General features: G+C 69.3%; 29 protein-coding genes and 4 pseudogenes. 16 read left to right on the forward strand and 17 right to left on the reverse strand.

The window, feature by feature from the left end; translation table 11 throughout:
* Positions 1-7: 7 nt before the first annotated feature.
* The 6 genes from FNV62_RS39795 to FNV62_RS56085 form a co-directional block, all read right to left on the reverse strand.
* Entirely contained in the window at positions 8-583 is a 576-nt protein-coding gene (locus FNV62_RS39795; RefSeq protein ID WP_144315893.1) for a TetR/AcrR family transcriptional regulator, read from the reverse strand.
* A 140-nt stretch (positions 584-723) separates the two neighbouring features.
* Positions 724-1,149 (reverse strand): nuclear transport factor 2 family protein, encoded by a 426-nt coding sequence (locus FNV62_RS39800; RefSeq protein WP_144315894.1) that lies wholly within the window; start codon positions 1,147-1,149, stop codon positions 724-726.
* An 83-nt stretch (positions 1,150-1,232) separates the two neighbouring features.
* Positions 1,233-1,391 carry a hypothetical protein gene (locus tag FNV62_RS39805; protein WP_164657654.1) on the reverse strand — a complete coding sequence of 53 codons (159 nt, stop codon included), beginning with the start codon at positions 1,389-1,391 and terminating at the stop codon, positions 1,233-1,235.
* 133 nt (positions 1,392-1,524) lie between these two features.
* Positions 1,525-2,319 carry an oxidoreductase gene (locus FNV62_RS39810; RefSeq protein ID WP_144315895.1) on the reverse strand — a complete coding sequence of 265 codons (795 nt, stop codon included), beginning with the start codon at positions 2,317-2,319 and terminating at the stop codon, positions 1,525-1,527.
* 623 nt (positions 2,320-2,942) lie between these two features.
* Complete coding sequence (locus tag FNV62_RS39815; RefSeq protein WP_144315896.1) at positions 2,943-4,385, reverse strand: ATP-binding protein; 1,443 nt, start codon at positions 4,383-4,385, stop codon at positions 2,943-2,945.
* On the reverse strand, positions 4,382-4,525 hold the full coding sequence (locus FNV62_RS56085; protein ID WP_225900956.1) for a helix-turn-helix domain-containing protein: 144 nt from the start codon (positions 4,523-4,525) through the stop codon (positions 4,382-4,384). The genes FNV62_RS39815 and FNV62_RS56085 overlap by 4 nt, the downstream gene beginning before the upstream one ends.
* A gap of 143 nt (positions 4,526-4,668) precedes the next feature.
* Here FNV62_RS56085 and FNV62_RS57225 point away from each other — a divergent pair, with 143 nt between their 5' ends.
* Both FNV62_RS57225 and FNV62_RS57230 read left to right on the forward strand, forming a co-directional pair.
* Positions 4,669-4,881, forward strand: coding sequence for a DUF6461 domain-containing protein (locus FNV62_RS57225; RefSeq protein ID WP_263986795.1), 213 nt, complete (start codon positions 4,669-4,671; stop codon positions 4,879-4,881).
* 7 nt (positions 4,882-4,888) lie between these two features.
* Positions 4,889-5,083, forward strand: a complete 195-nt coding sequence (locus tag FNV62_RS57230; RefSeq protein ID WP_263986830.1) for a DUF6461 domain-containing protein — start codon at positions 4,889-4,891, stop codon at positions 5,081-5,083.
* Here the strand turns inward: FNV62_RS57230 and FNV62_RS56090 are convergent.
* A pseudogene (locus tag FNV62_RS56090) lies at positions 5,056-5,250 on the reverse strand (NAD(P)-binding protein); the annotation flags it as partial. The gene FNV62_RS57230 and the pseudogene FNV62_RS56090 sit on opposite strands and share 28 nt — an antisense overlap.
* A 103-nt stretch (positions 5,251-5,353) precedes the next feature.
* On the opposite strand from FNV62_RS56090, the pseudogene FNV62_RS58095 reads away from it, so the two are divergent.
* From FNV62_RS58095 to FNV62_RS57665, 3 genes and pseudogenes are all read left to right on the forward strand, one after another.
* A pseudogene (locus FNV62_RS58095) lies at positions 5,354-5,485 on the forward strand (aquaporin family protein); the annotation flags it as partial.
* 327 nt (positions 5,486-5,812) lie between these two features.
* Positions 5,813-9,889, forward strand: coding sequence for a beta-galactosidase (locus FNV62_RS39835; protein ID WP_225900531.1), 4,077 nt, complete (start codon positions 5,813-5,815; stop codon positions 9,887-9,889).
* A gap of 315 nt (positions 9,890-10,204) precedes the next feature.
* A pseudogene (locus FNV62_RS57665) lies at positions 10,205-10,612 on the forward strand (SbcC/MukB-like Walker B domain-containing protein); the annotation flags it as partial.
* Between the two features lie 135 nt (positions 10,613-10,747).
* On the opposite strand, the gene FNV62_RS39845 reads toward FNV62_RS57665, so the two are convergent.
* From FNV62_RS39845 to FNV62_RS39855, 3 genes and pseudogenes are all read right to left on the reverse strand, one after another.
* Positions 10,748-11,530: an MBL fold metallo-hydrolase gene (locus FNV62_RS39845; protein ID WP_144315898.1), complete on the reverse strand. Its 783-nt coding sequence runs from the start codon at positions 11,528-11,530 to the stop codon at positions 10,748-10,750.
* A 78-nt stretch (positions 11,531-11,608) separates the two neighbouring features.
* Positions 11,609-11,797 (reverse strand): annotated as a pseudogene (locus tag FNV62_RS39850) (XdhC family protein); the annotation flags it as partial.
* A 66-nt stretch (positions 11,798-11,863) separates the two neighbouring features.
* Positions 11,864-12,355 carry an SDR family NAD(P)-dependent oxidoreductase gene (locus FNV62_RS39855; RefSeq protein WP_263986796.1) on the reverse strand — a complete coding sequence of 164 codons (492 nt, stop codon included), beginning with the start codon at positions 12,353-12,355 and terminating at the stop codon, positions 11,864-11,866.
* A 721-nt stretch (positions 12,356-13,076) separates the two neighbouring features.
* Here FNV62_RS39855 and FNV62_RS39860 point away from each other — a divergent pair.
* From FNV62_RS39860 to FNV62_RS39875, 4 genes are all read left to right on the forward strand, one after another.
* A complete protein-coding gene (locus tag FNV62_RS39860) occupies positions 13,077-13,655 on the forward strand; it encodes a DUF5994 family protein (RefSeq protein WP_144315900.1) in 579 nt (192 codons plus the stop codon).
* 5 nt (positions 13,656-13,660) lie between these two features.
* A complete protein-coding gene (locus tag FNV62_RS39865) occupies positions 13,661-13,936 on the forward strand; it encodes a hypothetical protein (RefSeq protein WP_144315901.1) in 276 nt (91 codons plus the stop codon).
* 65 nt (positions 13,937-14,001) lie between these two features.
* The gene (locus FNV62_RS39870; protein WP_144315902.1) at positions 14,002-14,889 is read left to right on the forward strand and encodes a slipin family protein; all 888 of its coding nucleotides are present in this window, start codon (positions 14,002-14,004) and stop codon (positions 14,887-14,889) included.
* A 175-nt stretch (positions 14,890-15,064) separates the two neighbouring features.
* Positions 15,065-15,502 (forward strand): DUF5994 family protein, encoded by a 438-nt coding sequence (locus FNV62_RS39875; RefSeq protein ID WP_144315903.1) that lies wholly within the window; start codon positions 15,065-15,067, stop codon positions 15,500-15,502.
* On the opposite strand, the gene FNV62_RS39880 is transcribed toward FNV62_RS39875, so the two are convergent.
* Together FNV62_RS39880 and FNV62_RS39885 are read right to left on the reverse strand one after the other, a co-directional pair.
* The gene (locus FNV62_RS39880; RefSeq protein ID WP_144315904.1) at positions 15,503-15,847 is read right to left on the reverse strand and encodes an STAS domain-containing protein; all 345 of its coding nucleotides are present in this window, start codon (positions 15,845-15,847) and stop codon (positions 15,503-15,505) included. It lies immediately after the preceding gene.
* Positions 15,848-16,239: 392 nt separating this feature from the next.
* Positions 16,240-16,671 (reverse strand): hypothetical protein, encoded by a 432-nt coding sequence (locus FNV62_RS39885; protein WP_144315905.1) that lies wholly within the window; start codon positions 16,669-16,671, stop codon positions 16,240-16,242.
* A 20-nt stretch (positions 16,672-16,691) separates the two neighbouring features.
* Between FNV62_RS39885 and FNV62_RS39890 the strand changes: the two genes are divergently transcribed.
* The gene (locus tag FNV62_RS39890; protein WP_144315906.1) at positions 16,692-17,201 is read left to right on the forward strand and encodes a hypothetical protein; all 510 of its coding nucleotides are present in this window, start codon (positions 16,692-16,694) and stop codon (positions 17,199-17,201) included.
* Positions 17,202-17,640: 439 nt separating this feature from the next.
* Here the strand turns inward: FNV62_RS39890 and FNV62_RS39895 are convergent, their stop codons facing one another.
* Complete coding sequence (locus FNV62_RS39895; protein WP_144315907.1) at positions 17,641-17,865, reverse strand: hypothetical protein; 225 nt, start codon at positions 17,863-17,865, stop codon at positions 17,641-17,643.
* Positions 17,862-18,476 (reverse strand): hypothetical protein, encoded by a 615-nt coding sequence (locus FNV62_RS39900; protein WP_144315908.1) that lies wholly within the window; start codon positions 18,474-18,476, stop codon positions 17,862-17,864. The genes FNV62_RS39895 and FNV62_RS39900 overlap by 4 nt, the downstream gene beginning before the upstream one ends.
* Positions 18,477-18,621: 145 nt before the next feature.
* On the opposite strand from FNV62_RS39900, the gene FNV62_RS39905 reads away from it, so the two are divergent.
* The 6 genes from FNV62_RS39905 (at position 18,622) to FNV62_RS39930 (ending at position 23,356) form a co-directional block, all read left to right on the forward strand.
* Positions 18,622-18,786, forward strand: coding sequence for a hypothetical protein (locus FNV62_RS39905; RefSeq protein ID WP_164657655.1), 165 nt, complete (start codon positions 18,622-18,624; stop codon positions 18,784-18,786).
* A 435-nt stretch (positions 18,787-19,221) separates the two neighbouring features.
* Positions 19,222-19,971 carry an SDR family oxidoreductase gene (locus FNV62_RS39910; RefSeq protein WP_095851108.1) on the forward strand — a complete coding sequence of 250 codons (750 nt, stop codon included), beginning with the start codon at positions 19,222-19,224 and terminating at the stop codon, positions 19,969-19,971.
* Positions 19,972-20,504: 533 nt separating this feature from the next.
* Positions 20,505-21,344, forward strand: a complete 840-nt coding sequence (locus FNV62_RS39915) for a helix-turn-helix transcriptional regulator (protein ID WP_144315909.1) — start codon at positions 20,505-20,507, stop codon at positions 21,342-21,344.
* 243 nt (positions 21,345-21,587) lie between these two features.
* Positions 21,588-22,181: a TetR/AcrR family transcriptional regulator gene (locus FNV62_RS39920; RefSeq protein WP_144315910.1), complete on the forward strand. Its 594-nt coding sequence runs from the start codon at positions 21,588-21,590 to the stop codon at positions 22,179-22,181.
* A 106-nt stretch (positions 22,182-22,287) separates the two neighbouring features.
* Positions 22,288-23,121 (forward strand): NADPH-dependent F420 reductase, encoded by an 834-nt coding sequence (locus tag FNV62_RS39925; protein WP_225900534.1) that lies wholly within the window; start codon positions 22,288-22,290, stop codon positions 23,119-23,121.
* A complete protein-coding gene (locus FNV62_RS39930) occupies positions 23,018-23,356 on the forward strand; it encodes a hypothetical protein (RefSeq protein WP_225900535.1) in 339 nt (112 codons plus the stop codon). Before FNV62_RS39925 ends, FNV62_RS39930 begins: the two co-directional genes overlap by 104 nt.
* A gap of 14 nt (positions 23,357-23,370) precedes the next feature.
* Here the strand turns inward: FNV62_RS39930 and FNV62_RS39935 are convergent, their stop codons facing one another.
* From FNV62_RS39935 to FNV62_RS39945, 3 genes are all read right to left on the reverse strand, one after another.
* Positions 23,371-24,084: an SDR family NAD(P)-dependent oxidoreductase gene (locus FNV62_RS39935; RefSeq protein WP_144315911.1), complete on the reverse strand. Its 714-nt coding sequence runs from the start codon at positions 24,082-24,084 to the stop codon at positions 23,371-23,373.
* A 62-nt stretch (positions 24,085-24,146) separates the two neighbouring features.
* Positions 24,147-25,169: a zinc-dependent alcohol dehydrogenase family protein gene (locus FNV62_RS39940; RefSeq protein WP_186003150.1), complete on the reverse strand. Its 1,023-nt coding sequence runs from the start codon at positions 25,167-25,169 to the stop codon at positions 24,147-24,149.
* Positions 25,170-25,283: 114 nt separating this feature from the next.
* The gene (locus FNV62_RS39945) at positions 25,284-26,552 is read right to left on the reverse strand and encodes an MFS transporter (protein WP_144315912.1); all 1,269 of its coding nucleotides are present in this window, start codon (positions 26,550-26,552) and stop codon (positions 25,284-25,286) included.
* Between the last annotated feature and the right edge of the window lie 77 nt (positions 26,553-26,629).

A 26,629-nucleotide genomic window follows, 5' to 3' on the forward strand; every position in this document is an offset into this window, starting at 1 on the left:
TGCGGCCTCAGTCCAGCACCTTCAGGGCGCCGGACACAGCGCCCTCGAGGAACTCCCGGTCCGCGTGGGCCTTGCCCATCACACGCATGCCCTGGATGAACGTCGTCAGAAAGCGAGCCAGCTCGGCCGGACGCTTCTCGGCGGCCAGCTCACCCCGAACCTGGGCGCGCTGCAACGCTCCGGTCAGCGCGGACTCGACGGTGGCCATGGTCGACTTCACACGTTCGACTGTGGCCTCGTGCGCCGCGCGCTCCGTAGCCGCGTTGACCAGCAGGCAGCCGCGCTCGGGGTCCGCGAGGTCCGCTTCGGCCATGGCGAGCAGCGTCTCCCGAAGTGCCGCACGGATGTCGGAGGCGGAATCGAGTCGCTCCACGAGCGAGGCGGCCTGGTTGTCGCAATAGCGTTTCAGGGCCTGGGCGTACAGGCCCTCCTTGGAGCCGAACGCGCCGTACAGACTGCCGCTGCCGATGCCCAGTTCCATCGTCAGTTGCGGCAGTGATGTCGCGTTGTAGCCCTGACGCCAGAAGAGGTCCATGGCCCGCTCCAGTACCTGGTCTGTGTCGAACTTCCGAGGGCGTGCCATGAAACGAACGTAACATTTTTGGAATGTTTATTCCAGTATCGGGGAGGTCGATCACCGAGGGGACGACCGCGTCCCAGGCCAGCAGCCGCGACGGCCGGACCGGAGCGCGGAGCCGAGGTGTGCCCGAGTGCTGCGCCCGCTCAGTTCTGAGCGGCCGCGGCGCTGATCGCGGCGGTGATCGGCTGGTCCTCGACGAACGCGTCGAAGCCCACCAGGAGGCCGTCTTTGATCGTCAGGACATGCACGAGGGCCGAGTCGAAGGGCGTCCCGGTGGCGCGGCCGGTCCCGCGGGTGCGTCCCACGGCCACCACCGTGTCGGCCCCCGCGTCGAAGAACCGCTCGATCTCGATGCGGCTGTCGATCAGATCGAAGGTGTTCTTGAACAGCGCGGCGAAGCCCGGCAGGCCCGCGTACTCGCCGCCGTAGGCGAGGTCGTTCGTGACATGTATCCGGATCTCGGGGGAGGTGATGGCCGCGAGGGCCTCCCGGTCGGAGTGCAGGAGAGCCTCGTACATCGACTCGGCGACCCGGCGGGGAGCGGGGGTGGAGGGGGCGGACTCGGACATGGCTGTCTCCTTGGATCCGGGGTGAACGGTGAAGGGGCGCACCGGTCTGCGGGCGCGGGGTTCGGGCGGTTGCCCGCGGTTGGTCAAGCCGGATGCCGCCGCGGCTGCGGCGGCGTGTCCGCGGGGTGCTCCTCGAGGATCCGGTGGCCCGGGCGGGCCAGGACCCCTCCTCGCACGTCCGTTGCGTACCGACCGGCCTGGACGGCGCCAAGAGGCGAGCGGTAGCCGAAGATGTGGGTCATGCCGTAGACCTTGGCAAGACAGTCACCTGGAGCGCATGAGTCGATCGACTGCATCGAGCAGGGCGCGGAGCGGGCGTGTGTCCGTTCCGCGCCCCCGCGACGCGCGGGGGGCGCGGGTGGCTCCGGGCGGGTGTCACAGAGTCTTGATGAGTCCGCCGTCGATGGTGAAGTCGGCGCCGGTGACGTTGCCGGTGCGGTGGCTGGCCAGCAGCAGGGCGAGGTCGGCGACCTCGTCGGGGCGGGTGAAGCGGCCGGTGGCCAGGCCGCCGAGGCCCGCGACGATGGCCTCGCGTGCCGCGGCACGTCCGACACCCATGGCATTGGCGACGGTGTCGGCCATGCCGCCGTCGGCCAGCCAGATGTCGGTCTCGACCGGTCCCGGGCTGATGGTGTTGACGCGGACGCCCTGGGGGCCGACCTCCTTGGAGAGCGACTTGGCGAAGCTGGCCAGGGCGGCCTTGGATGCCGCGTAGTCGACGATGCTCGGGTCGGGCAGGATCGCGTTCACGGAGCCGATGTTGATGATTGCTCCGCGGCTCTCCAGGAGGTGGGGGAGGGCTGCCCGGCTGGCCCGCACGGCGCTGAACAGGTTGGTGTTGAAGGTCTGCGTCCAGTCGTCGTCGCTGACGGACGAGAACCCGCCCAGGCGCGGAGCGACCGAGCCGACGTTGTTGACGAGTACGTCGACGCTGCCGAAGTGGGTGACCGCCGTGTCGATGAGGGCGGCGGTGCCCTCGGCCGTGCTCAGGTCCACCGGCAGCGAGACGAGACCGTGCCGCTCGCTCAGCTCGGCGAGCTCCTTGCCCGGGTTGCGTGCGCCTGCGACCACGTGAGCGCCCTCGTGAGCGAAGGCGCGGGCGACAGCCAGGCCGATGCCCCTGCTGGCACCGGTGACGACGACGACCTTGTTGTCGAGTTCGAGATCCATGACCTCACACCTTTTCTGGATTGATCAATACGTAACCCGTGCATGGAAGGGGGTTCCCTTGCCGTGGTGATGTCACCGTAGCAATAATGGATAGTTCAATCAAGAACTAGTTTGGGAGTGGGCATGGACCTGGACCACCGACGGGGAGTTGTCACCGGAGCGGGCAGCGGGATCGGCTGCGAGATGGCCCTGCGACTGGCCGCACGGCAGCTTCTGGCCGTCTCCTGCCGTCGCACCGCTTTGCGCACTATCTCGTCGTCAGCAGCCAAGCCCCCGTGACAGCGGTGGCCATTCACCGCTTCTTCTTGTGTGCCGCCGGGCAGGCCCGGCGCAGTGTGGCGCCGGCAGCGCAGCGGCCCGGTCCTGCCGGGCACTGTGGGCAGTCCCGCACGTGATGAGGGCTGCATGTATCTGGCGACCGTCATCGCCATTCACTCGCGCCGTGTTGTGGACTGTCCATGGTCGAACATATGTGCACTGGCCTGGTTGTTGATGCGTTGGAGGCAGCCGTGACGACGCGCGGGACTCCGTCGCGGGCATCGGATGCCATGCGGGCCGTGGAACCCGGAACACTTCTGTGGCGTTCACCTCGGTCTCTTCGCGAGCATCACACGAGAACGCCCTTACAGGGATAGGTGGTTGACGAATGACAAAGCCCGAATGGTCGCCGACAGGCCCTCAGCAGGCGATGTCGAGAGTGCTGCGGCCCCCGGCGGGGTGTTCGCGGCGTGGGCGGTGCCGTTGTGCGAGGCGGCGACCGCGGCGACGAGGGCCAGGCCCAGGCCGGTGCCGGGAGTGGTGCGGCTGGCCTCGGCGCGGCTGAAACGGTCGAAGGCGTGCGGCAGGAAATCGGGTGGGAAGCCGGGGCCTTCGTCGGTGACGGACAGGCGCAGGCGGCCGCCGTGGGTCTGGGCATGCAGCCGGATCGTGTCGGCGCCGTGGCGGAGAGCGTTGTCCAGGAGGGTGCCGATGACCGGTTCGAGCCAACGGGGGTCGATGTGCACGGTGGCGTGGTCGTGTTCGACGGTGAGGGTGCGGCCGTCGCGTTCGGCGGCTGCCCGGTAGGGGCGCAGGCGTCGTCGAGGAGGCGGCCGAGGGCGGTCGGGGGCGGTCGGGGTGCGCTGGATGTGTTCGCCGCTGGCGAGCTGTTCGAGGTCGAGGAGGGCGTTGGCCGGGGTGACCAGGCGGCGTGCCTCGGTGTCGACGGCGCGCAGGGTGTCGGTGAGTTCCTCGGCGGTGCGCGGCCGGTGCAGAGCGACGTCTAGTTCGGCGCGCATCAGGGTGAGCGGGGTGCGCAGTTCGTGGCTGGCGTCGGCGATGAACTGGTGTTCGCGGGTGGCGGAGGCGGCCAGCCGGTCGAGCATGCGGTTGAGGGTGTGCCCGAGGCGGGTGATCTCGTCGTCGCGGTCGGCGGGCACTTCCAGGCGCAGGTCCTGTTCGTCGTCGGTGCCGTCGGCGAGGGCGGCGGCGCCGACGCGGTAGCGCTCGACGGGGCGCAGGGCGGCGCGGGCGGTGCGGTAGCCGACGTACGAGGCGGCCAGCAGCGTAAGGCCGGAGGCGAGGGCGAGCTGGGCGAGGAGTTCGCGCAGTGCCTCGTCGCGGTGGCCGCGCTGGGCGGCGGCGATCACGATGCGCGGGTGTCCGTCTGCGGTGACGCGGTCGGCCCGCAGGCGCAGGGTGCCGGTGGTGATGGGCAGCAGGGCGCCGATGTCGCGGTGGACGGTGGCGCCGCGCGCGGCGGCCTCACGTTCAGCGGGCGTGAGCAGGGGCCGATCGCGGACGGTGTCGCTGGAGCGCAGCACCCGGCCGTCCGTGTCGAGGACCTGGTGGAGACTGCCGTTCGCGCCGGGTGGCAGCTGCTGACCGGTTCGTACGGCCCGGTCCAGGCTCTGCTGGTACGCGGTCAGGTCCTCGTCCAGCTGACTGTCCAGGGCGGCTTCGACCCGCCAGTAGACCAGGCCCGCGGCGCCCGCGAGGACGAGCGCCATGGTGAGGGCGACGGTCAGCATCAGGCGTGCGACGACCGGCAGGCGGCGGAAGCGCGCCGACAGTCGGCCGGGCGTCACGGGGAGGTCTCCAGGCGGTAGCCGCGCCCGCGCAGTGTCGTGATGGTCGTACGGTCGAAGGCCCGGTCGACCTTGGCGCGAACCTTGGACGTGTGGCTCGATGAGCGCTTCCCTGCCCTCGCGGAAGCGTATTGCTTCACGCTGGTGCACAACCTGCCACCTTCAGACCTACTTGCCCGCCGCGGAGGTCAGACCGAGCCCTCCCAGACCGGCACGGCGGCGATAGTAGACGTGGCCTTCGACCGTCCTCGGTCGTTCGGACAGCGCTCGGCAGTTCATCGCCATGACCACCGTCGGCGACCGGACCCTGCTGATCGAGCCCAACGGCTATCTCGGCGTCACCGAGGAGAAAGCCCTCTCGACATCGGCGGGAACACGCTGGGTCTCGCACTTCGTCAACATCAACGGCCTAGATTCCTTCCTCTGGGCCGAGGACACAGCGGAGTCTGACGTTCGAGCCCGGGCTCCCCGACCATCGGTGGCGAACAACCCCTGACGAACTCCTGGACGCCATGCACCACAGCGGCTTCCAGTTCTGGGACGAGACCTCCGACACCGCAGAACCCCTGGCCACGGAAGCAGCATTCGCCCTCGCCGAGCACCTGACGGGCGGGCGCATCACGCCGGAACTCCTGCAGGACACCACCTTCGTCTGCGGAAGCGCGGAGAGCATGAACCACCCGGGCAGCGAGGAGTAGGCGGCCGGGGAGAACAGGTGCAGTGAGTCCCAGGTGTACTGCCAGGCCCGCCGGGTTCGGTCTGGGCGTCGAGGATGACGAAGTCGAGGCCGAGGCGGCGCAGGTGGGTCGGCGGCGAGCCCGGCCTGGCCGCCGCCGATCACCACCACCTGCGTCCTGTTGGTCACTCGGCTGATCGTCCGCGCATGAAGATGAGGGCCACCAGCGCCAACCCGACCACGCCGCCGACGAGGGGCAGGACCGCTTGACGTTGTTCTCGGTGGTGACACGCGCGGTCTCCAGCACCTGCTGCTGGGCGAGGTCGTTGCCACGGCCGGTCTGATCCTGCTGATCTTCGGCCTGGCTCGTACCGACTCATCCCGGCGCACGCGTACACAACCGGCCGTGCCCCGTTCGTACTTATGGATCCTCTGGCCGAAAACGCTTTGTCGAAGGCGGTATTTGAAACGGCGCTCGGCCGTGGCTGCGCGCAAGCCGGGCAACCAGCCCTGCGTACAAGGGATTTGCAGCCCCGCATTTCTCATCTGTCCTTTCCCGCCCCATTGTGTTGAGCCTTGTGCGGCCCTACTGTTCGACTTTGCCTGAGTCTGTTTGGTGCTGATCGTTCGGGCCGTATGGAGGGCCGCAGTGCGGGGTAATCGGATCAGTTCAGAAGTTATGAGGCCCGGTCGGGGGAGACGGTGGAGGGCGGTTCTCGCAACCGCCGCGACCATCGCCCTGGCCGCGGGCATGAGCGCGCCCGCCGCGGCGGCGCGGGACGTCGGCGCGCAGGCGCCCGCCGCCGCGCCCGCCGTCAGTCCGCGGGCGCACACGGTGAGTATCGACGGCTACTCGTTCCTCGTCGACGGCAAGCGGACCTACCTGTGGTCCGGCGAGTTCCACTACTTCCGGCTCCCGAGCCCGGACCTGTGGCGCGACATCTTCCAGAAGATGAAGGCCGCAGGCTTCAACTCCACGTCGCTGTACTTCGACTGGGGATACCACTCGCCGAAGCCGGGTGTGTACGACTTCAGCGGGGTGCGTGACGTCGACAAGCTGCTCGACATGGCCGAGGAGGCCGGGCTCTACGTCATCGCCCGCCCGGCGCCGTACATCAACGCGGAGGTCGACAGCGGGGGCCTGCCCGGCTGGCTGACCACCAAGGCGGGGAACAACCGCAGTGACGATCCGCGGTTCCTGAAGTATGCGGACGAATGGCTGACCCAGATCGACCGGATCATCGCCCGCCACCAACTGACCAACGGGACCGGCTCCGTCATCGCCTACCAGGTCGAGAACGAGTACTACAACGGCTCGGCCGCCGGCCACTCCTACATGAAGCACCTGGAGGACAAGGCCCGTGCCGACGGTATCACCGTGCCGCTGACCGGCAACAACAACGGCACCTTCAACTCCGGTACCGGCGCCCTGGACGTCGACGGCCCCGACTCCTACCCGCAGGGCTTCGACTGCTCGAACCCCTCGAAGTGGAACGGCGTTCCAGACATCAGCTACGACCACCCCGCCGGCAGGCCGCTGTACTCGCCGGAGTTCCAGGGCGGCGCCTTCGACCCCTGGGGCGGGCCGGGCTACGACAAGTGCGCCCAGCTGATCAACGACCAGTTCGCCAACGTGTTCTACAAGCAGAACATAGCCGTCGGCGCCACCGCGCAGAGCTTCTACATGACCTACGGCGGCACCAACTGGGGCTGGCTGGGCATGCCGCAGAATTACACGTCCTACGACTACGGCGCCGCGATCCGCGAGAACCGCCAGCTCGACCCGAAGTACGACGAGGACAAGCTGATCGGGTACTTCACACAGTCGGTCGCACCGCTGACCAAGACCGAGACGATCAGGGCCACACCGCCCGACGACTCCGTGGTCGTCGACACCGCCCGGATGAACCCCGACACAAAGACGCAGTTCCACGTCCTGCGGCACGGCAACTCCACGTCCACCGCGGTCGACAAGACCCACATCGCGGTGGACTTCAACGCCCAGCCCTCCGCCGACACCACCTACACCTGGGACGACCCCGACTCCGCGCTGCAGTACACCGGTTCGTGGTCGCACGTGGCCGACCAGAGCTACACCGGCGGCGACTACAAGCACACCGAGTCCTTCTCCAACAAGGCCGGTGACTCGGTCACCATACCCTTCGACGGCACCGCGATCCGCTGGATCGGCTCGAAGACCAACAACCACGGCAATGCCGACGTCTACCTCGACGGCACCAAGGTCGCGACGGTCGACGACTCCGGCAGCGAGAACCAGGCAGTGGTCTTCCAGAAGACCGGCCTGCCGGACGGAGCGCACACCCTGAAGATCGTCGTCGACGGCAGTCACAGCTCGGGCTCCACCGATGACTACGTGGCCATCGACGCCATCGACGTGCCGACGGGTACCGCCGCCGCGGAGCCGACCTACCCGGTCGTGCCCCAGCAGCCGGGCACCGCGATCACGCTCGACGGACGCGACTCACACGTGATCGTGGCCAACTACCGGCTCGGCGACTCGCAGTTGCAGTACTCGACCTCGGAGATCATGACCAGCGCGACCATCGGTGACCGGGACGTCGCCGTGCTCTACGGCGATGCGGGCAGCGACGGCGAGACCGTGCTGCGCTACGCCTCCAAGCCGACGGTGACCTCCAGCGGCGGCCCGGTCACGACAACCTGGGACGCGACCACCGGCGACCTTCGGCTGAACTACACGCACAAGGACCTGATCCGCGTCAGCATCACCGGCGGCGGACAGCGCCTCCTCGAACTGCTCGTCGGCGACAAGGCCACGGCCAAGACCTTCTGGCGTCAGGACACAGCGGCCGGCCCTGTCCTCGTGCGCGGCAGCCACCTGCTGCGGACGGCGACCAGCCTGCATGGCGGCCGCACCCTGGCACTCACCGGCGACAACGCCGACGACAAGAACATCGAGGTGTTCACCTCCGCCGACCACATCACCTGGAACGGCCGGATCGTCGACACCGGGGCCGGCGGCACGGGGAGCCTCACCGGGAAGATCCCGACGGCAGCCCCGGTACACCTGCCGGCACTCACCAACTGGAAGCACAGCGAGGAGTCGCCCGAAGCGGCCCCCGGTTTCGACGACACCAGCTGGCAGGTGGCCGACAAGACGACCACCAACAGCGTCTCCGGCGTCAACGCGCCGCCGGTGCTCTACGCGGACGACTACGGCTTCCACACCGGCAACACGTGGTATCGCGGCCGCTTCCACGCCACCGGCAAGGAGACCGGCGTCCGCCTGGTCTCGGACTCCGGCGGAGGGGCGCAGGCGTTCTCCGCCTGGCTCAACGGCACCTTCCTGGGCAGCTCGACCACCGGCAGCGCCGACTTCACTTTCCCGGCCGGTGTGCTCAAGTCCAAGGTTGACAACGTCATTTCCGTGCTCACCGTGAACATGGGTCACGAGGAGGACTACAACTCGACCAACGGCAACAAGACAGCCCGAGGACTGACGAGCGCCTCCGTCGTTGGGGCACCGCTGACCGCCGTCACCTGGCGGCTGCAGGGCGTACGCGGCGGCGAGGACCTGCAGGACACGGTGCGCGGGCCGCTCTCGACGGGCGGTCTGTACGGCGAGCGGGCCGGCTGGTCCCTGCCCGGTTACCCGGACGGCAAGTGGAAGAAGACGTCCCTTCCGACGACCGACACCCGTCCCGGGGTCTCCTGGTACCGCTCCGACGTCGCCCTGGACCTGCCGCACGGCCAGGACACGTCGCTCGGGCTGACGTTCACCGACGACCCGTCACGCAAGTACCGGGCCACGATCTTCGTGAACGGCTGGCAGGTCGGCAACTACGTCAACTACCTCGGGCCGCAGCACACGTTCCCGGTGCCGAACGGGATCCTGAACCCGAACGGCCGCAACAGCATCGCCATTGCCGTATGGAACCTGGACGGCAGCACCGGCGGCCTCGGCAAGGTGTCGCTCACCAACTACGGCAGCTACGCCTCGTCCCTGCACGTCGCGCAGAACGACAGCCCCCGCTACGACGCCCACACGTACGCGATGCCGAAGCGGCCGGGGGCGGACGTCACCCTGGACGTGCCCGACACCGCCCAGTCGGGACGGACTTTCGCGGCCTCGGCGACGGTGCGGGTGCCGAAGGACAAACCGTCCGCCGCCCGGCTGACGGCCTCGCTCTCCGCGCCCGACGGCTGGGACGTGAGCGCCGCGAGCCCCGCGTCGGTCGAGCGCCTGCAACCCGGCCAGTCGGCCACCTTCACCTGGAAGGTCCAACCGCAGACGGGGAAGCTGCCGTCCGCCTCGGCACTCACCGGGACAGTCCACTACCTGCAGAACGGACGGCAGGCCACTGGCACGGACGAGCGCATCGTCGGCGCGATACCGCCTGCTCCACCGGCCGGGAAGAACGCAGTGAGCGACCTGCCGTTCTTCTCGTCCACCAACGGGTGGGGTCCGGTCGAGCGTGACACCAGCGTCGGCGAGCAGGCAGCCGGCGACGGCCGTCCGATCAGCATCGCCGGTGCGAGCTACGCCAAGGGCCTGGGCACCAACGCGGACAGCGACATCGAGCTCTATCTCGCAGGGAACTGCTCGCGGTTGACGGCCGAGGTCGGTGTGGACGACGAGACCAGCGGCGCGGGAACAGTGACGTTCTCCGTGACGGCCGACGGCAAGACATTGGTGACCACGCCGACGATCCACGGCAAACAAGTTGTCGTGCCGATCGACGTGGACGTCAGTGGCGCCCAGGTGATCGACCTCAAGGTCGGCGACGGCGGCGACGGCAACGGCAGCGATCATGGTGACTGGGGGCTGCCCACGCTGACGTGTGGGTAGTGCCTGTCGCGCAAGACCGGCTTCGACGGCGAGGAACCAACCACGATGACCCCTCCGTGGGAGCGGTCATCGTGGTTCCTCGCCGTCGCTGTCAGCCGGCGCAACAGAATCAAGCAGATCCTGAGCGCCGATCGCGGGAGGTGAGTGATCCGGGCGGGCGTGCTCAGGGCGCGGAAAGCCGCTCCTGCGATCTGTTCGTGCGTGAGCACCTCGGGCCGCCGAGTTCAATGACCCGGTCGTCGGTGTTGACGGCATCAGCGAGGATGGCCGCGACGTCTTCACCCGCGATGGGATTGATGCGGAAGCCGCCCTTACGTCGCCGTCCAGCTGGTCCGGGACGTCCGTCTGGATCTCCCGGACGGTACCCGAACCGCCCGTCAGCTGCTGCTCAAGGACCCCGGCCGGATCAACGAGACCGACCGGGACGCCCTGCACGCCTTCTTCCGCGCCCGTATCGAGGAGGCCAAGGGCAGCGACACGGCCGCGAGCTGGGAGGAGCAGCTTGGCGAGGTGCTCGACTACACAGTCCGGCACCGCTTCACCGTGCGCCTCGACCGAGCGAACGGAACCGGTTGGCAGCCGCTGAGCAAGAAGTTGCATGGCGCCCTCCCCGGCGGGGAGAAGGCCATCGCACTGTACCTGCCGCTGTTCGCCGCCGTCGCCGCCCACTACGAGGCCGTGCCCCTGGCACCCCGAGGACTCATAGTCCGGCGGCCGTGGGTTCAAGCGGCCCTCCTGATGTAGCACCCGCCGCAGCTCACGGCCCCTTCCTCCCCCGGCAGCCAGGGGAGGAACTATCTGTGCGAGACTCGCCCGTCTCACCAGAGTCGTGCCTTGACCTCTGCGAACGTCTTGGATTCAGTGCTGGGGGCCGAACGTGTAGGCGTTGGCGACGTCGATGAGCGCGGCACCCTTGTAGGTGGGATAGCGCGCGGTGATGGCCTTCTTGTAGGCGTCGCCGTCGTCTCCGAGCAGTTCGCGGCCGGCGTTGACGTAGTCGGTGAGCTCGGCCCAGATGGCAGGGGTGGTCGGTTCGCCGTGGCCGGGGAGGATGGTGTCGCACTCGGTCTCGGCTGCGAAGCGGTCGATGTTGGTCTGCCAGCCGTCGAAGTCCTTGTCCAGGAACCACAGGTGGGTGCGGTGGTAGACGACGTCCTGGGCGACCAGGACGCCCTGCTCGGGCAGCTTGATCACGAGGGTGGTGTGGATCTCGCCGCCGGTGACCTTCTCGAACTCGAAGGGGATTCCGTCGATGACTTCGGTGCCGGGGGTGATCTCCACAGTCGGGGTCATGTGGGCGAGCGGGATCGGGGCGCCGGTGGGCAGGTCGGTCTTGTCGCCCATGGCGACGATCTCCGCGGTGGTCTCTGGCAGGGCGTGCACGGGGGCGCCGAAGCGGGCCGCGCCCTGGTAGTGGTCGGGGTGCGCGTGGCTGATGACGAGGCGGTCGATCGGCTTGCCGAGCTGCTTGGCGTAGGCGACGACCTCGTCGGCGTAAGCGAGGGCGAACTGGGCGTCGACGGCGATGATCCGCGACGGCGTCTCGATCAGCTGGGTGTTGACGTTCAGGCCGTCCTCGGGCGCGGTGTAGCTGTGAATGCGGACCGGGCCCTTGTCGATGACCGTGATGGTGCCGTGCATGGCTGCTCCTGACGAAGGTCGGGGAAGGGGACTGCGGAGAAGGGGCGGAGCGGTGTTCACCAGGGCTCGGACAGCGGGTCACGCTGCGGTTCGAGCTGTCTTTGAAGGCGCTGGGCTCGCAGGGCCGGAGCGGTGGATGGGGCCGGTGCCGTGGGACAGGGGCAGGCCGGGGGCCCGGTGGCTGTGGGCGATGATCTCCGCGGTGATGGAGACGGCTGTTTCCTCGGGGGTGTGGGCGCCGAGGTCGAGGCCGATCGGGGAGTTGAGGTGGTGAGTTGCGCCGTTGTGGAGGGGGCGGTGGTCTCACTCATCGACGTGCCGGACGACTGTCGGTCAGGGCAGCTGCGGGTACAGCGCGGCGACGCCTCCGGACAGACCGGACAGCACCTGACGGCTGACGTCGTCCACGACGATCTCGTAGGCGCCCTCGGCAAGGCCGTCGGCGGCGAGCCGGGCGACGTCGGCGGGGGTGGTCTTGGGCCCGTCGAGATCCCGGGACATGTCGGTGTCCATGCCGCCGACGTGTAGTCCGGCCACCCGAATGCCCTGGTCGGCGAGCTGGACGCGCAGGGAGTTGGTGAGCGACCACTGGGCGGACTTGGCGGCGCAGTAGGCGCCGACGTCCGGGAAGCTGAACCAGGACAGGGCGGACAGGATGTTCAGGATGGCACCGCCGCCGCCCGCCGCGATCTGGGGTGCGAAGGCCCGGACCACCGAGAGGGTGCCGTAGAAGTTGGTGTCCATGTCCCGGCGGATGTTGTCCGGGTCGCCGGTGAGCAGGTTGCCGCCGGTGGATATGCCGGCGTTGTTGATCAGGACCGTCACGGCGCGATACGCCAAGGCCCACGGCAGCGGCGAGTGAGCCCACGGTCGGGGCCCAGGCCGCCAGAAGCCTCTTGGGAACCTCTGCTGGTAGTCGGCTGCAGATGCGGGAGCCCCGAGTGCGCCGGTCGTGTGCCCTTCACAGCTCACGGCTCCCGCCCTACGCTGCCCGAGGGGCAAATGGGCCGGACGGTGATGTATGCATCACCGCCATCCACCGGTCCCCAGGCTCCCAGCCCATGAGCCGGCGCACACCGTCGAAGCCCGGCCGGAGCCGTATCGCCGACGACACGGCTCCAGCCTCCGTCCTCCCCGCAGGGACCGCAGCGGGATCTTCCTGGGTCCCCGCTGCCGTGGAGGACCGCGTGAGGACGCGGTGAGGGGGGCCTCGCATCCTCGCGCCCACGGCCGTCGCCCAGGGGAGCGGCGGCCGTCCGGCCCGATCGTCCCGGGCCGGAACTCCCGTGCGGCCAGCCTCCCACCAAAGGAGCGCGATGCCCCCGTGCTTCCGGTCATGTGACGCCAGGGACGAGTCGTGACACGCACCCCAGGAGCGGAGGCATGCGAACTCGGCTGCTTCGCACGGTCCGTTGCGCCTGACCGGGGAGTAACCTGGAGATACCGAGAGCATGTCGCACACCGGCCATCGCGCCCTAGTCGTTCTCGGTGAGCAAATACACCAGCCAACTGCCCTCGGACAGCTGCCTGGAGACGGGTTCGCGCCATGTCCGCGACCATCAGCCTGCTCCCACCGCCGCCCACGGACCCCGCCGTACCGGCCGCCCGCCTCTCGCTGAAAGCCCCGGGCACCCCCCGTGGCCTGCTGGACGGCGCGTGGTGGCCCCGCTCCCGCGACCTGCTGCGTGAACTGCCCGATCTGACCGACGTGCTGGACCCGCACTGGGGGCGCATCACCCGCATCGCCGTCAATCCCGCCCACTGGCCTGTGATCCCGCGCAAGGTGCCCGTCCACGGGCACGTGGTGAAGGTCGGCTGGTTCACCCCGGAGCTCGACCCGCACAAGGTCCTGCTGCTCTCCTACAGCGTCGGACGCTGGGACCTCCTGGTGATCCCACCTGAGACCCGCCCTGCCGTCGCCGCCCGGCTGATGGCCGCCGCCAGCGACCCCACGGGGGCGCCGCTGACCGCGAGCGCGCTGATGGCCGTGGAAGAAGCCCGCCACGGCGACTCGTCCGCCGGCCGGGTACAGAACCCCGAGGAGGCGTGGGAGTACGAGGGCGGCGCGTCCTCGACCCACGCGGCCGCCGTGGCCCTGGCCGGCCGTCCGAAAGCGGGGGTGTGATCGTCATGGACACGTCCCTGACCGTCGGCGGCCTGCTGATCCTGATCGTTGGAGCGGCGTACGTGATCCAGCGGCTCAACGCCCAGCGTGCCGACAGGATCGCACTGCTCCACTACAGCCACTCTCAGCCCGGCGGCCGAGGCGCTCGCGGCAGCACCGCACGACCGCTCCCGGCCCCGCCCCGGCCGTCCTCCGCTCCCGAGCGCCGCGATCACCGGGACGGGGGCCGTGGGCGCCTGCGCCCACGGCGCCGCATCCGCCGGGCACACGGACAGCGCTGACCCGAGGCACTTCCCTCCTGGGGTGTGCAGTTGACCGCACGGACCCCCGCCGAATAGAGGCGCACATGCAGCTCCTGATCATCCTCATCGTCGTCATCGGCCTGCTCGCCCTACTGGGGCTCGCGATGGCCCTCAAGATCGTCAAGCAGTACGAGGAAGGGGTCCTCTTCCGGCTCGGACGCCTGGCCGGAACGCGAACTCCCGGGCTGCGCACCATCGTTCCGATAGTCGACGTCCTGCACCGGGTGTCGCTGCGCATCGTCACGATGCCGATCCAGTCGCAGGGCATCATCACCCGCGACAACGTCAGCGTCGACGTCTCGGCCGTCGCGTACTTCCGCGTCGTGGACGCCGTGAAGTCGGTCGTCGCCATCGAGAACGTCCACGCCGCGACCAACCAGATCGCCCAGACCACCCTGCGCAAGGTCGTCGGCCGCCACACGCTGGACGAGACCCTGTCGGAGACCGACCGCATCAACCTCGACATCCGCGCGATCCTCGACGTCGCCACCGCCGAGTGGGGCGTGGAGGTCACCCTGGTCGAACTCAAGGACATCCAGCTGCCCGACAGCATGAAGCGCGCGATGGCCCGGCAGGCCGAGGCGGAGCGGGAGAAGAGGGCGAAGATCATCAACGCGGAAGGCGAATCGCTCGCCGCCGCGGCACTCGGAGACGCCTCGGACACGATGATGGCGCACCCCCTGGCACTCCAACTCCGCAACCTGCAAAGCCTCGTGGAGATCGGCGTCGACAAGAACACCACCGTCGTCTTCCCCGCCCCGCTGATGAGCACCATCGGCGAACTGGGTGCCTTCCTCAGCAGGGAATCCGCAGCCGCCACGGCGGTGCCGGCACCGTTCCTACCCACGCCTCCGGACCCGGCGGGCCTCACCAAGCCGGGGCACGATCCCGGACCGAACTACAGGCCCGGCCCGGTCCCACAACAGGTCTGACCCCGCACCCTCGGCCCTGGCCGCACCTCGACCAGGGCCACCTCTCGCCTGCTGCAAGGGCATCGGCGTACCGGTCGGCTTCCACCCCGACCGGTACGCCGCTCCATCCGGCTCCCAGGGCACTCGCCCCCTTACAGACCAGACACCGCTTTCCCGTACTGGAGGACCTGCACCCATGGCCATGACACCTCGGCCCTTGAGATCTCTTCGCCCGCTCCGTCTGCGCCTGGCACCGTCAGGAAACGGTCCACGGCACATCGACGGCGCCTGGTGGCCCCGATCCGACGACCTGACCGCTGAACTGCCGCGCTTGATCCGCGCGTTGCCGCACAGCTGGCCACAGATCGCCCACGTGACCGTGAACGCCGCCATGTGGTCCGCCTTCCCCGGCCGGATCCTCATCGCCAATCACGTGATCCAGCTGCACCGGGCCGCCGGTCTGCACACCCCGGACACCCTCTGCCTGCTCGCACCCGGCAGGGGCAGATGGGACCTCCTGGTCATCCCGCCCCACACAGCCAAAGCCGAGGCCACGCGCCTGATGGCCACCGCCGAGAGCCCCGAAGGCCCCTCCTGGCCGGACCTCTTCCCGCGACACTCCCTCCCTGCCTGATCAAGCTGCTGCAGGGAGGCCCTCGAGGACATCGAAGCCGAATCCCAGCCCAGGATGAAGCAAGATCCACAGCGTGATGGGGTGCGTACAGATCAAACGAAGGCGCCCGTCGTGCGCGGTAGCGGCATCGCGAGCGACCGCGAGGACCGCGATGCCCGTTCCGTCGATGAAGGCGACCTGCCGGAGGTCGACCAGCACATCCGGCCGAGCGCACACGGTCAGTGGCGTCAACAGGGCACTGAGCACCGGCGCCGTCAGCAGATCAATCTCGCCGTGCAGTGTGGCAAGGACGCTGAGTCCATGACTTTGGGTATCGAGCAGTGATGTTGGCGGAGGGTTGGGCATGACGCCCTCGATCCCTGGTGAGGTGCACGAATGGATGGGCTGCGAAAGCCCTCACCAGGGACCGGGGCCCGAGCCAACCATCCGAAGCTACGCCGCCGGGCACTGAGACGAAGTGGCTTGTGGGATCTCAGACTCGAACGAGTGATGAGCCACGCGTATCCCCGCTCGGGAGCCATGCGGGAGCCGACTTGCTCCCGAAGCCCCTCCCACACCACCCAAGACCACGCCTGTGACCGGCACGAATGCCGAAGCTGAGCAGGGCGGAGGTGGCTGTGGCACTCCCGCCACCCTCCAGGTCGGCTGACAGAGGCATGGGAGCGTGACAGCGGCGTGGGGCACGGTTTCGAGACGGTCCGAGCCGGGATCGTTGAGGCCGTCGCGATCACCTCCAATCACGGCAGGTGGGGTGAGGGGCGAGGCAGGGTGCGGACCTTGGTCGCTTCCGCGTCTTGTCCGCAGAGCGCGGCATTCTCCAGGGAGAGCAGGTTGAGGGCCGTCGCGTAGGTGTGGAGCCGGGCTTCGAGGAATCTGCAGTGTGCCTGGAGCTCGGCGTGTTTCTGCTGGAGCTCGGTGAGGGCGTCCGCGTCCTGAAGGTGTGTCGCCCTCTGCGATTCTGTCTGGGCGACGTGGGCCTGGAAGCGCTCTTTGAGATCGAGGTGTTGATGGGTCAGGTGCCATCGCTTGACGTCGGCTTCGATGGCGAGTTGGCAGACGTTGAGCCGCCCGCTGGATCGTTGGACCTTCCCGGTGAACAGCCGGTTCATGGCGGCAACGATCGCTCTCCGGACCGGATCGGTCTCGTCGTCGATCGAGAACGTGGTCATTGCTGCCCTCGTCCCTTCTCGTGCGCCTCGATGATCTGCTTGAGGCGGGTCAGTTCATGCTGTTCACGGGCGTGACGAATCAGCGGGGCGAGGGGATCGGCCACGATCTCGGCGAGGTGACGCGCTTGCTGTTCGACGTGTGCGATGTCGCGGTCGGTCCGGGCCAGGTTGACGCACTGGGGGCGGCAGTCGTCCGTGTCCGGGGTGACCGTTGGGTCGTCGACCGCTCCACGGAGTTGGCAGGCCGCGGTCTGCGGGTTGAGGACACACGTCATCCCCATGCCGTGATGGATCTGCAGGAGTTGGTTGCCCAGCAGGTCGCGGGCCTGACGATCGCTGGTCAGGACGCGGCCGGCGAACTCCCGGCCGGCTGCGGTGACCCGGTAGCGGTAGGCGTCGGCGGCGGGACCGCTGACATGCTCTCCCTGGGAGAGTGCCTGTTCGTCTTCCGCCAGGTTCTCCAGGCGGTAGAGCCAGTCCTCGAAGGCGTATTCGTCGGGGAAACCCGACTCGTAGGTGCCTTTGCGTAGCCTTGCAGCATGCGGGTGTGGAGATGGGCGTACTGAATCGAGGCCGCGATCAGGCCCCGCGGTCGGCGCCGGATGAACCAGGCGAGGGTGCGCCGGAAGCGGCTTGTCGTGAGGTGGCCGCGCCCGTCGTCGGGGATGAGGTCGGTGCGTCCGCGGTGTTGGCACTCGGTGTTGACCCACTCCACGAACGCCGCCAGATCCTTGGCGACGGAGCTGGTCGTGCGGGCCTGCCCGCGGCGCTGACTACGTTGGCTGCGGTTTGCCGAGAACTTCGCCGAGGACATCCTGGCGGCCCACGCCGAGCGAGGCACCGCAGCTGGCACGCCTGCTGAGTACCCAGGGCGGTGCCTCAGGAAGGCGCATACTCGCCCCGCGCCGCGCATCGCGGGCGGCTTGGTGTGGTTGAGCAGCTGCCAGATGTTGTGCTTCGCCGCCAGCCTCAACGGGGCTGGGACCACGGCGAAGTTGAGGGCGCGTAGGAGCTGGAGTGGTCCGCAAAGACCGCAGGGTTGAGGTCCCACCGGTCGTGACGGAACTTCGACAGCTGGGAGAGGTCGGTCTCCGGTCGCAGGTCACGGTTCAGCAGCACCGGGGTGTCCGGGTCGGGCCACTGCGTCCCGGGCGGGATCTCGTCCACTGTCGGTTGCCGCGCGAGTTTGGTCATCGCAGGTCGAGCTCCCGGTTCAAAAACCGTTCGGCCAGGGAACGCTCCGCATCCGTAGCGCCCCGCCGGGCGTCCGCGACGGCTGCCTCGTCCTGCTGATCGAGCAGGTCGGCGAGCTGCGCGTGGGGAGCGGCGAACCGCTCGGCCCACTGCAGCGGATCCATCTGCCCGCGCCGCTCGGCCAGCCGGTTGTGAACCAGTACCTGGACGGGGATGTGGTGCGGCAAGGCGCGGGCGCACTCACAGCCCAGGCACAGCATGAACGAGGCCGGGCACGGCGCTCCCGGCGGGCCATGCGGACCGTGGCGGTTGTCGGTGCAGGCCGCCAGGACCGTGTCCAGTTCCTTCGCGAGCACCTGCTGGAGGACGGTGACGTCAAGCTGCTGCTCGGCGGCCACCGCCTCCGGATCCGTACGGGCCCGCTGAACGTCCCTGGCGGACATCACCGCCAGTGCGCCGCGGGTACGGGCCTTGGTTACCTCGTCGGCCAAGGTGGCAGCGACGACCTTCCGGTACTCGGTGATGTTGTCCCGATTACGGGCCAGGTAGGACGTCACAGCGGTCTGCTCCGAGTGCGCGACGGACATCTGGTGCAGCTCGACGAACGTCAACCGCAGCAAGTCCAACCGCAGGGGGAGAGGGACCCGGGCCCTGAACCAGAAAGGAGCCACGGACCGATAGGTGAGGCTGCTGGGGCGGCAGTCGAGGGATGCGTGCGGCTGTGGCGCGCTCCGTCAGCGCGCGGCAGGCCCAACTGTGACCGGCTCGGGGCCGGGACGGCCGCCGGGGTGTCCCGGCTGCCCAGCCGCAGGTTGGGAGAACGACTTCGACATCGAACAGGCCCGCAAGGTCCTGCACTCCCGCACCACCACGCCGCCGCAGGACGAGTTGGACACCGCCAAGGTCGGCGCCGGCAAGTAGCCGTGCCCGTCAGTGCAGTCACCCCTCGACGGCATGTACGTCACCCGCCGGCGGCATCCTCCAGGCCGCCGTGCACCGGGACAGATGAGGACCCTTCCCGTAAGCACGCCCAGCGTCTCCTACTCGGTGACCATCCGGCTCGAAGTCTCGCGGCAGGCAACGCGGTCTCCCAGCTGACAGCCACCATGGAGGCGCTGGGCGGTTCAGTCACCGCCCTCGCCGTCGTCAGCCGACGCCGACCGCCTCGCCATCGACGTCACCACCGAGCCGCCACCTCCACCGCCCACGACACCGGATCCGCTGCGCGGGGCCGCTTCACGAGGCAGAGACCGCCGATCCATGGATAAACCCTCCTCTCCCGGCCCTGCGCGGGCGCCCCTACGGTCGAGGCTGCGGGCGCTCACCGCCCCACCGCTACGAAGGAGCGAGACCCCCATGAAGATGACCGGCAACACGATCCTGATCACCGGCGGCACCTCGGGCATCGGCCTCGGCCTGGCCCTGCGCCTGCACGAGGCCGGCAACAAAGTGATCGTCGCCGGCCGGCGCAAGGAACTCCTCGACGAGATCACGGCCGAGCACCCGGGCATCGACGCGCTCGTCCTCGATGTCGCGGACCCCGACTCGATTGCCCGGGCCCGTGAGACCGTGGCGGCGAGCCACCCGGGGCTGAACGTCCTGGTCAATAACGCCGGCATCATGCTGCTGGAGAACCTCCTCGACCCGGCCGGACTCCAGGTCGCTGAGGATCACGTCGCGACCAATCTGCTCGGCACGATCCGGATGACGTATGCCTTCCTGCCGCTGCTGGTGGGCAAGGACGACGCGGTCGTCATGAATGTCACCTCCGCGCTGGCGTTCGTACCGTTCCCGATCACCCCGACCTACAGCGCGACCAAGGCCGCGCTGCACTCCTTCTCCGAGAGCCTGCGCATCCAGCTCGCCGGTGCTGACGCCGGCGTCCAGGTGATCGAGGTGGTCCCGCCGGGCGTGCGCACGACGCTGCTGGGCCAGCAGGACAGCGACCAGTCCATGCCGTTGGACGACTTCCTCACCGAGACCCTCGACCTGCTGCGTGAGAAGCCCGACGCGAAGGAGATCGTCGTCGAGCGCGCCAGGTTCATCCGCGACGCGGTGGCCACCGGCTCCTACGACGACGTCCTCGCCATGATGACCGGCAGCTGACGGACCTGCAGCGACAGACGCGGAACAACAGCACGCGGGCAGGTCTTGGTGGGCCACATCATGGACGAACGCGAGCTGGACCCGCCTCGGGGAGGTCCTCACCGAAGACGCGGAACGGTAAGGAAGCGCCTTCGGCTTCGCCCCAGTCGTCGCTCTGGAGGCGACCGGCTCTGTCCTGAGCGCCGAGGGGCATGCGGGCGCCTGTCTGACACGACGGACATCGTCGTGTCGGCCGGGCCGGGCGACGAGGCCCGGGGCCCGGGGCCGGTCAAAGTGTTGGGTCCAAAGCGTTGGGTGTCCTCGACGGGGGCCGTCGCGGCGGGCCGTCTTCCAGGCCGACGGCCTGCGCCGCACCGCCGACAGCCGGCGAATTTCCCAGCGGGTCAGACAGGCCAGGTGATCATCGGGTCGTCTCGCCGCGAGCGCCCTCGGCGTCGGCCGTACGCGCCGCTTCGCGCGGGCAGAAGAGGAGAGCTCAGCCATGGATCGGCGGTCTCTGGATAGCCGGGCGGGATGCGGCGAGGATGGACGGCATGGACAAGAAGGAACTGGCGGAATTCCTGCGTTACCGGCGTGAGATGTTGCGCCCCCGCGACGTCGGGCTGGTCGAGGGGCCGCGCAGGCGTACGCAGGGGCTGCGCCGCGAGGAGGTCGCGCAGCTCGCCGGCATGTCCACCGACTACTACGCCCGGCTGGAACAGCAGCGTGCTCCGCAGCCCTCCGTCCAGATCACCGCGGCTCTTGCCCGGGCGCTGCGGCTGTCCCTGGACGAGCGCGACCATCTCTTCGTGCTCATCGGCCACAACGCCCCGGCCCGCTTCCACCGCTCCGAGCATGTCAGCCCGACGCTGATGCGGGTCCTGGACCGTCTGGACGACTCCCCGGCCATGGTGCAGACCGACCTGTTCGACACCCTCGCCATGAACCCCGTGGCCGTCGCGCTGCTCGGCGACCAGACCCGCCACACCGGTCTGGCCCGCAGCGGCTACTACCGCTGGTTCATGGACCCGGCCGAGCGTCTGATGGTTCCCGAGGAGACCCACGAACGCCACGGCCGTGCCCAGGCAGCGCGCCTGCGGGCCGCGCTGACGGCCGGCAGCGACACCCCCCGAGCCGCCCGGATCCTCGCCGAACTCCAGGAACACAGCCCCGAGTTCGTCCGCATGTGGGAACTTCAGGAGGTCGCGCAACGCTACGACGACTGCAAGACCATCCTCCATCCTGAACTCGGCCGCATCGACGTCGACGCCCAGGTCCTGTTCACCGAGAACCGCGCCCAGACCCTGGTGGTGCTGACCACTCGCCCCGGCACGGAGAGCGACAGCAAACTCGAACTGCTCTCCGTCATCGGACACCAGCAGCTCACCCCCTGACGTCCTGGACCGGGGGAGAGGGCCGGGCTCGGCCCGGGAGGGGTTGGGCAAGGGAACCCTGGAATGGTGCAGCCCGCATTTGCCCTGCGCTCTGCGGCCAGACATGTCGGCTCCCTGCGCTGTCCGGGCTCCGTGGTCGGACCGCCGATTTGACCGGATGCCGCCTCCGTTTTACTCTCGAATGAATACGGAGGCAGCATCCGTTTTGATGCGGCCGCAGGATTACGGCAGGCAGGAGGGCGCATGAGCGCCGGTGAACTGCGGGGACGCAGGCCCCGAGCGGACGTCCAGCGCAACCGCGTTGCCCTCCTGGAGACCGCGCAGCGTCACTTCCTGCAGCACGGGGTCGGCACCTCTCTTGAGGCGGTGGCCAGGGAGGCGGGCGTCGGGCCTGGCACCCTGTACCGGCACTTCCCCACCCGGGAGGCGCTGCTGGCGGCTGTGCTGCAGACGCGCTCCGAGGAGCTGGTGGCCCGCCAGGCGGACATCGAGCAACTCGGTGACCCGGCCGAGGCGCTGGAGCAGTGGCTGCGCGCGATGGAGGAGTACTTCAGCGCCTTCAGCGGGCTGCCGGACCCGCTCATGGCCGCGGCCCGGGCGCAGGAGCCGGACAACCCGCTCACGATTCCCTGCGACATCCTCATCTCCGCCACTGATCAGTACGTGCGAGCCGCGCAGCTCGCGGGTCGCGTGCGCGCGTCGGTGCGGGGGCACGACCTGTTCCTCGCAGCCTGTTCCGTTGCCTGGATCAAGGGCACTGGCACCGAGGAGGAGCCGCTCGACCGGCTCCGCACGCTCATCGCAAGCGGCTACCGCCAGAGGGACACCCAGGCGTAAACCGCCAGGCACCCCGCCCCAACTCGCGCAACGCCAGGCGGCACCACCACCCGGCCATCACATCGCGCTGCCCTCAGGAGCGGCACAACCTCCGAAGGAACAAATCATGAAAATTACTGTCATAGGAGCCGGTGTCATCGGCGGGAACCTTGCCTCCAAGCTCAGCACGGCGGGTCACGACGTCCAGGTGGCCGACGCCCGCGGCCCCGAGGCCGTCCGGGCGGAGGTGCTGGAGTCCGGGGCCCGCGCGGCGGACCTCGCCGACGCCGTCCAGGGCCGGGACGTCATCGTCCTGGCCATCCCCTTCGGGGTGGCGGGCCAGCTGGCGGACCTGTTCGCGTCGGTGCCCGACGAGACGGTGGTCATCGACACCTCGAACTACTACCCCGGCATGCTTAGCGAACCGATCGAGGCGGTGGACAACGGCCAGGTGGAGAGCGTGTACACCGCCGAACTGCTCGGCCGCCCCGTGGCCAAGGCGTGGAACGCCGCGCTGGCCGAAACCCAGCGGACCAAGAGCGTCCCGGCCGGAACACCCGGCCGCCTCGCCATCCCCGTCGCCGGCGACGCCGAGGAGGCGCGGAAGGTCGCCATGAGCCTGGTGAACGACACCGGCTTCGACCCCTACGACGCCGGCACACTGGCCGACTCCTGGCGCCAGCAGCCGAACAGCCCCGCCTACTGCACCGAACTGACCCTCGACGAGCTGCCGGCGGCTCTGGCCGCGGCCGACCGCGTGAAGGACGCGCGCGTCCGCGACAGCCTCCCGGAACGCTTCGCCGCCCTCGGTGCCAATCCCACCGTCGACGACGTCGTCGAGATGAACCGCGCCGCCCATGAGTCTGCCCGGGGCCGAGCCCCTGGAGGCGTGTCGCGCCGAGGCGTACCAGGGCTTCCTGGAGCTCATCGCCCGCGCCAAGGACAGCGGAGACCTGCGTGAGGACTTCACCAGCCGGGACCTGGTCCTGCTGCTGATGGCCAACGCCGGCGTCCTGAGCGCTACCGGTGAGGACGCGCCCGATGCCTGGCGCCGCCCGGTCGCGTGGATGATCCAGTCCTTCAAAGCGCCCGCCCGTGGCCCGCTGCCAGACCCGCCGGAGGACGCCGCCCTGTATCAGGCCATGCGCCGCGCCAGCCTGGGCCCCACCTCAACCGAAACCGGAAAGGGGCACTGACCCCCGGTCGGCGGTCAGTCGAGCCGAACCCCTGTGCGCTCTTCCAGGGCGTGCAGGAGCCGGTCCTGGAACTTGGGCTCGCGCGCGGCGGGGTGCGGGTCCTGGGCGCGCTGGTGGTACCAGTAGCCGCCGGTGGGCGGCGTGATGTCGTCGTGGGTGGCCAGCCAGACCTGGGTCTGGTGGCCGGCGGCGAGGTCGTCGGTCGCGCCGGGGCCGCCCATCCGGGTGGGCACCCAACCCGGATCGACGGCCTGGGCGGCCGTCTTCTCCCACCGGTCGGCGACAGCCATGGCCAAGGTGGTCACCCACAGCTTGCTGTCGCTGTAGGAGGCCGTGCCGTCCGCCAACCGCGCAAGGCTGGTGGAACCGCCCCGATGCATGGAGCTGCTCAGGTAGATGAGTCGGGACGGCTTGTCCATCAGGGCCGTCAGTAGGTAGGGCGCGATCACGTTGACGGTGGCCGCTTCGGGGGTGTGCATGGTGCCGGCGTTGTGGATGACCGTGTCGAAGCGGCCGAACGCGGCGGTCTGACGAACGAGGCCGGGGACCTCGCCGGTCTCGGCCAGATCCCCGGTCACCACGCCCGCCCACCGACCCCCTCCCGCCGGCGCGGTGACGCGTGCCGGGGTGCGGGCGTGGACGACCACGTCGTGCCCCTCCTCGGCCAGCGCGGTCGCCGTCGTATAGCCGAGCCCGCTGGAGGCTCCCGTCACCAAGATCAGGACCATGTGGTCGGGTTCTCCGTCCGTGAGGTGGTGGGAGGGCGAGAGCGGGGCTGTCGGCCCGATACTCAGAGGGTAAGCAGGACCTTCGTCGCGCGACGCTCGTCCATCGCCTTGTAGCCCTCCGGAGCCTGCTCCAGGGGGAGGGTGAGGTCGAAGACCTTGCCGGGGTCGATCTTCTTGTCCCAGATGAGCTGGATCAGCTCAGGGAGGAAGCGGCGCACGGGGGCGGGGCCACCGAGGGTGTGGATACCGGCGAAGAACAGTTGGATGCCGGGAATCTGGACGTCGTAGTTGACGCCCACGTAGCCCAGGTGGCCGCCGCCGCGGGTGGCGCCGACGGCCTGCATGAACGATTCCTGCGTGCCGACCGCCTCGACGACCGAGTGGGCGCCGAGGCCGCCGGTGAGTTCCCTGATCTTGGCGATGCCTTCCTCGCCGCGCTCCTCCACGATGTCGGTCGCGCCGTAGTAGCGGGCCAGCTTCTGCCGCTCCGGGTGGCGGGACATGGCGATGATCCGCTCCGCGCCGAGCTGTTTGGCGGCCAGGACTGCCATCAGGCCGACCGCGCCGTCGCCGACGACCGCGACGGTCTTGCCGGGCCCGGCCTCGGCGGCGACGGCCGCATACCAGCCGGTGCCCAGCACGTCGGAGGCGGCCAGCAGGGCGGGGATCAGCTCCGGGTCGGGTTGCCCGGGCGTGGCCACCAGGGTGCCGTCGGCCAGCGGGATGCGGGCCTTCTCGGCCTGGGTGCCGATGCCCGCGTGGACGAACTCGGCGTGCACACACTTGGACTGGAACCCGGCCTGACAGATCTCGCAGGTGTTGTCGGAGATGACGAACGACCCGACCACGAAGTCCCCGGGCTTGACGGTCTTCACCTCCGCGCCTACCTCCTCAACCACGCCCACGTACTCGTGGCCCATGAGCGTGTGGTCGACGGGTTCGATACCGCGGTACGGCCACAGGTCCGAGCCGCAGATGCACGTCGCGGTCAGCTTCACGATCGCGTCGGTGGGCTCGATGATCTTCGGATCCTCGCGCTCCTCCACACGGACGTCGCCGGCGGTGTACATCACTACTCCACGCATCGTGGATCTCCTTGCTTTCATCGTGCGGGCACCCGAAGGCACCGGTTCGTGTTCAGGAAGGCACGGCGCTGCCGCGGCTTCCTCGTTTTGGAGAGCTCATGCGGTCGAGCCCGCTCAAAGGGCCGAAGTGTCCGATCCCGGGTCCGGCATCACCACCGCCGAGCGACGGCGCTGGGTGAGTGCGATGGCGATCGTGGGGATCAGCGTGAGAGCCCCGATGGCGGCGCCGACGGCGGAGGGACCGGTGGCTCGCAGGGGTGACTCCAGAGCGAGGCCCGCGAACCAGGAGCCGACGGCCGTGCCGAGATTGAATGCCGAGACGGTGAGGGCGGAGTCCAGAGTGGGGGCCCGGCCTGCGAAGCGGACGCCGAGGGAGATCAGTACCGGGTTGGCCCCGAGTCCGAACAGCCCCAGCAGGGCGACCAGTACGATCGTGGGCGCGGCGGACCGGGACAGCAGGCACAGCGCCAGGAGCAGGATCGGGGTTGTCGCAGCGGCAGCGATGGTCGTCGTGTGCGGACGATGGTCTCCCAGGCGGCCGCCCACGAGAAAGCCCGCCAGGGCACCGACGCCGAATCCGACCAGGACCAGCGGCACAAGGCCGGAGGCCAGCCCCGCCCGGTCGGTCAGCAGCGGCGAAATGTAGGAGTACGTCGCCAGCACGCCGCCCGTCGTGGTCGCGCAGGCCACGAGGACCAGCCACATCCGGCCCGAGCTCAGAGCGGACAGCTCGGAGCGGATCGACACCGCCGCGTGACTCACTTCGTCGGGCGCGACGTGGCGGGCGATGAGCACCATGGCGGCCGCCCCCAGGGCCGCGAGCGCCCAGAACGGGCCCCGCCAGCCCATGACCTGTCCGGCGAAAGCACCCAGCGGCACGCCGACGGCATTGGCGAGCATCGCGCCGGCGCCCACGACGCCCAGGGCGCGCGAACTCGAGACGGGGCCTGCAGCACGGGCGGCTACCACGTTGGCCACCGCCCAAAACGCGCTGGTCGCCAACGCGGTCAGGAACCGCGCGGCCAGCAACAGCGAGAAGCTGGAGCCGACGGCGACGATGACGCGCCCGGCCGCGAAGACCCCCAGCGCCAGGATCAGCGTCAGCCTCCGGGGAAGCCGCAACGTCAGCATCGCCATCAGCGGCGCACCGACGATCATCCCAACCGCGAAGACAGTGATCAACAGACCGGCCTGGGCCACGCTGACCTGCACGTCACCGGCAATCTCCGGCAACAGGCCCGCCACCACGAACTCGGTCGTGCCCATCAAGAACGTGCCCAGTGCCAGGACGTGGACGACGAGCGGAAGCCGGGCGGGCGGCTGCCCAGGGCCAGTGCCCTGCAGGGCGTCGGGGGCGTGGAGGGTGTCGCCTCGCGTCGTCATGCTTCATCTCCGCAGCGGGTCGAAATCGGGGGGCGCATCCCACGAAACCGCTCCTGCCGCAGGCGCGGGAGGCCGGG

The organism is Streptomyces sp. RLB3-17 (genome assembly GCF_007113425.2).
GTDB classification, from domain to species: domain Bacteria; phylum Actinomycetota; class Actinomycetes; order Streptomycetales; family Streptomycetaceae; genus Streptomyces; species Streptomyces mirabilis_D.

Coding starts and splice junctions, on each gene's coding strand:
- FNV62_RS39860 (WP_144315900.1), top strand. CDS start 13,077: ATGTCCGCGACCATCAGCCTGCTCCCACCGCCGCCCACGGACCCCGCC.
- FNV62_RS39865 (WP_144315901.1), top strand. CDS start 13,661: ATGGACACGTCCCTGACCGTCGGCGGCCTGCTGATCCTGATCGTTGGA.
- FNV62_RS39835 (WP_225900531.1), top strand. CDS start 5,813: ATGAGCGCGCCCGCCGCGGCGGCGCGGGACGTCGGCGCGCAGGCGCCC.
- FNV62_RS39870 (WP_144315902.1), top strand. CDS start 14,002: ATGCAGCTCCTGATCATCCTCATCGTCGTCATCGGCCTGCTCGCCCTA.
- FNV62_RS39895 (WP_144315907.1), bottom strand. CDS start 17,865: ATGACCAAACTCGCGCGGCAACCGACAGTGGACGAGATCCCGCCCGGG.
- FNV62_RS39915 (WP_144315909.1), top strand. CDS start 20,505: ATGGACAAGAAGGAACTGGCGGAATTCCTGCGTTACCGGCGTGAGATG.
- FNV62_RS39880 (WP_144315904.1), bottom strand. CDS start 15,847: ATGCCCAACCCTCCGCCAACATCACTGCTCGATACCCAAAGTCATGGA.
- FNV62_RS39845 (WP_144315898.1), bottom strand. CDS start 11,530: ATGCACGGCACCATCACGGTCATCGACAAGGGCCCGGTCCGCATTCAC.
- FNV62_RS39935 (WP_144315911.1), bottom strand. CDS start 24,084: ATGGTCCTGATCTTGGTGACGGGAGCCTCCAGCGGGCTCGGCTATACG.
- FNV62_RS57225 (WP_263986795.1), top strand. CDS start 4,669: ATGACCACCGTCGGCGACCGGACCCTGCTGATCGAGCCCAACGGCTAT.
- FNV62_RS39920 (WP_144315910.1), top strand. CDS start 21,588: ATGAGCGCCGGTGAACTGCGGGGACGCAGGCCCCGAGCGGACGTCCAG.
- FNV62_RS39800 (WP_144315894.1), bottom strand. CDS start 1,149: ATGTCCGAGTCCGCCCCCTCCACCCCCGCTCCCCGCCGGGTCGCCGAG.
- FNV62_RS39930 (WP_225900535.1), top strand. CDS start 23,018: ATGAGTCTGCCCGGGGCCGAGCCCCTGGAGGCGTGTCGCGCCGAGGCG.
- FNV62_RS39945 (WP_144315912.1), bottom strand. CDS start 26,552: ATGACGACGCGAGGCGACACCCTCCACGCCCCCGACGCCCTGCAGGGC.
- FNV62_RS39885 (WP_144315905.1), bottom strand. CDS start 16,671: ATGACCACGTTCTCGATCGACGACGAGACCGATCCGGTCCGGAGAGCG.
- FNV62_RS39910 (WP_095851108.1), top strand. CDS start 19,222: ATGAAGATGACCGGCAACACGATCCTGATCACCGGCGGCACCTCGGGC.
- FNV62_RS39940 (WP_186003150.1), bottom strand. CDS start 25,169: ATGCGTGGAGTAGTGATGTACACCGCCGGCGACGTCCGTGTGGAGGAG.
- FNV62_RS39795 (WP_144315893.1), bottom strand. CDS start 583: ATGGCACGCCCTCGGAAGTTCGACACAGACCAGGTACTGGAGCGGGCC.
- FNV62_RS39805 (WP_164657654.1), bottom strand. CDS start 1,391: ATGACCCACATCTTCGGCTACCGCTCGCCTCTTGGCGCCGTCCAGGCC.
- FNV62_RS39810 (WP_144315895.1), bottom strand. CDS start 2,319: ATGGATCTCGAACTCGACAACAAGGTCGTCGTCGTCACCGGTGCCAGC.
- FNV62_RS39925 (WP_225900534.1), top strand. CDS start 22,288: ATGAAAATTACTGTCATAGGAGCCGGTGTCATCGGCGGGAACCTTGCC.
- FNV62_RS39875 (WP_144315903.1), top strand. CDS start 15,065: ATGGCCATGACACCTCGGCCCTTGAGATCTCTTCGCCCGCTCCGTCTG.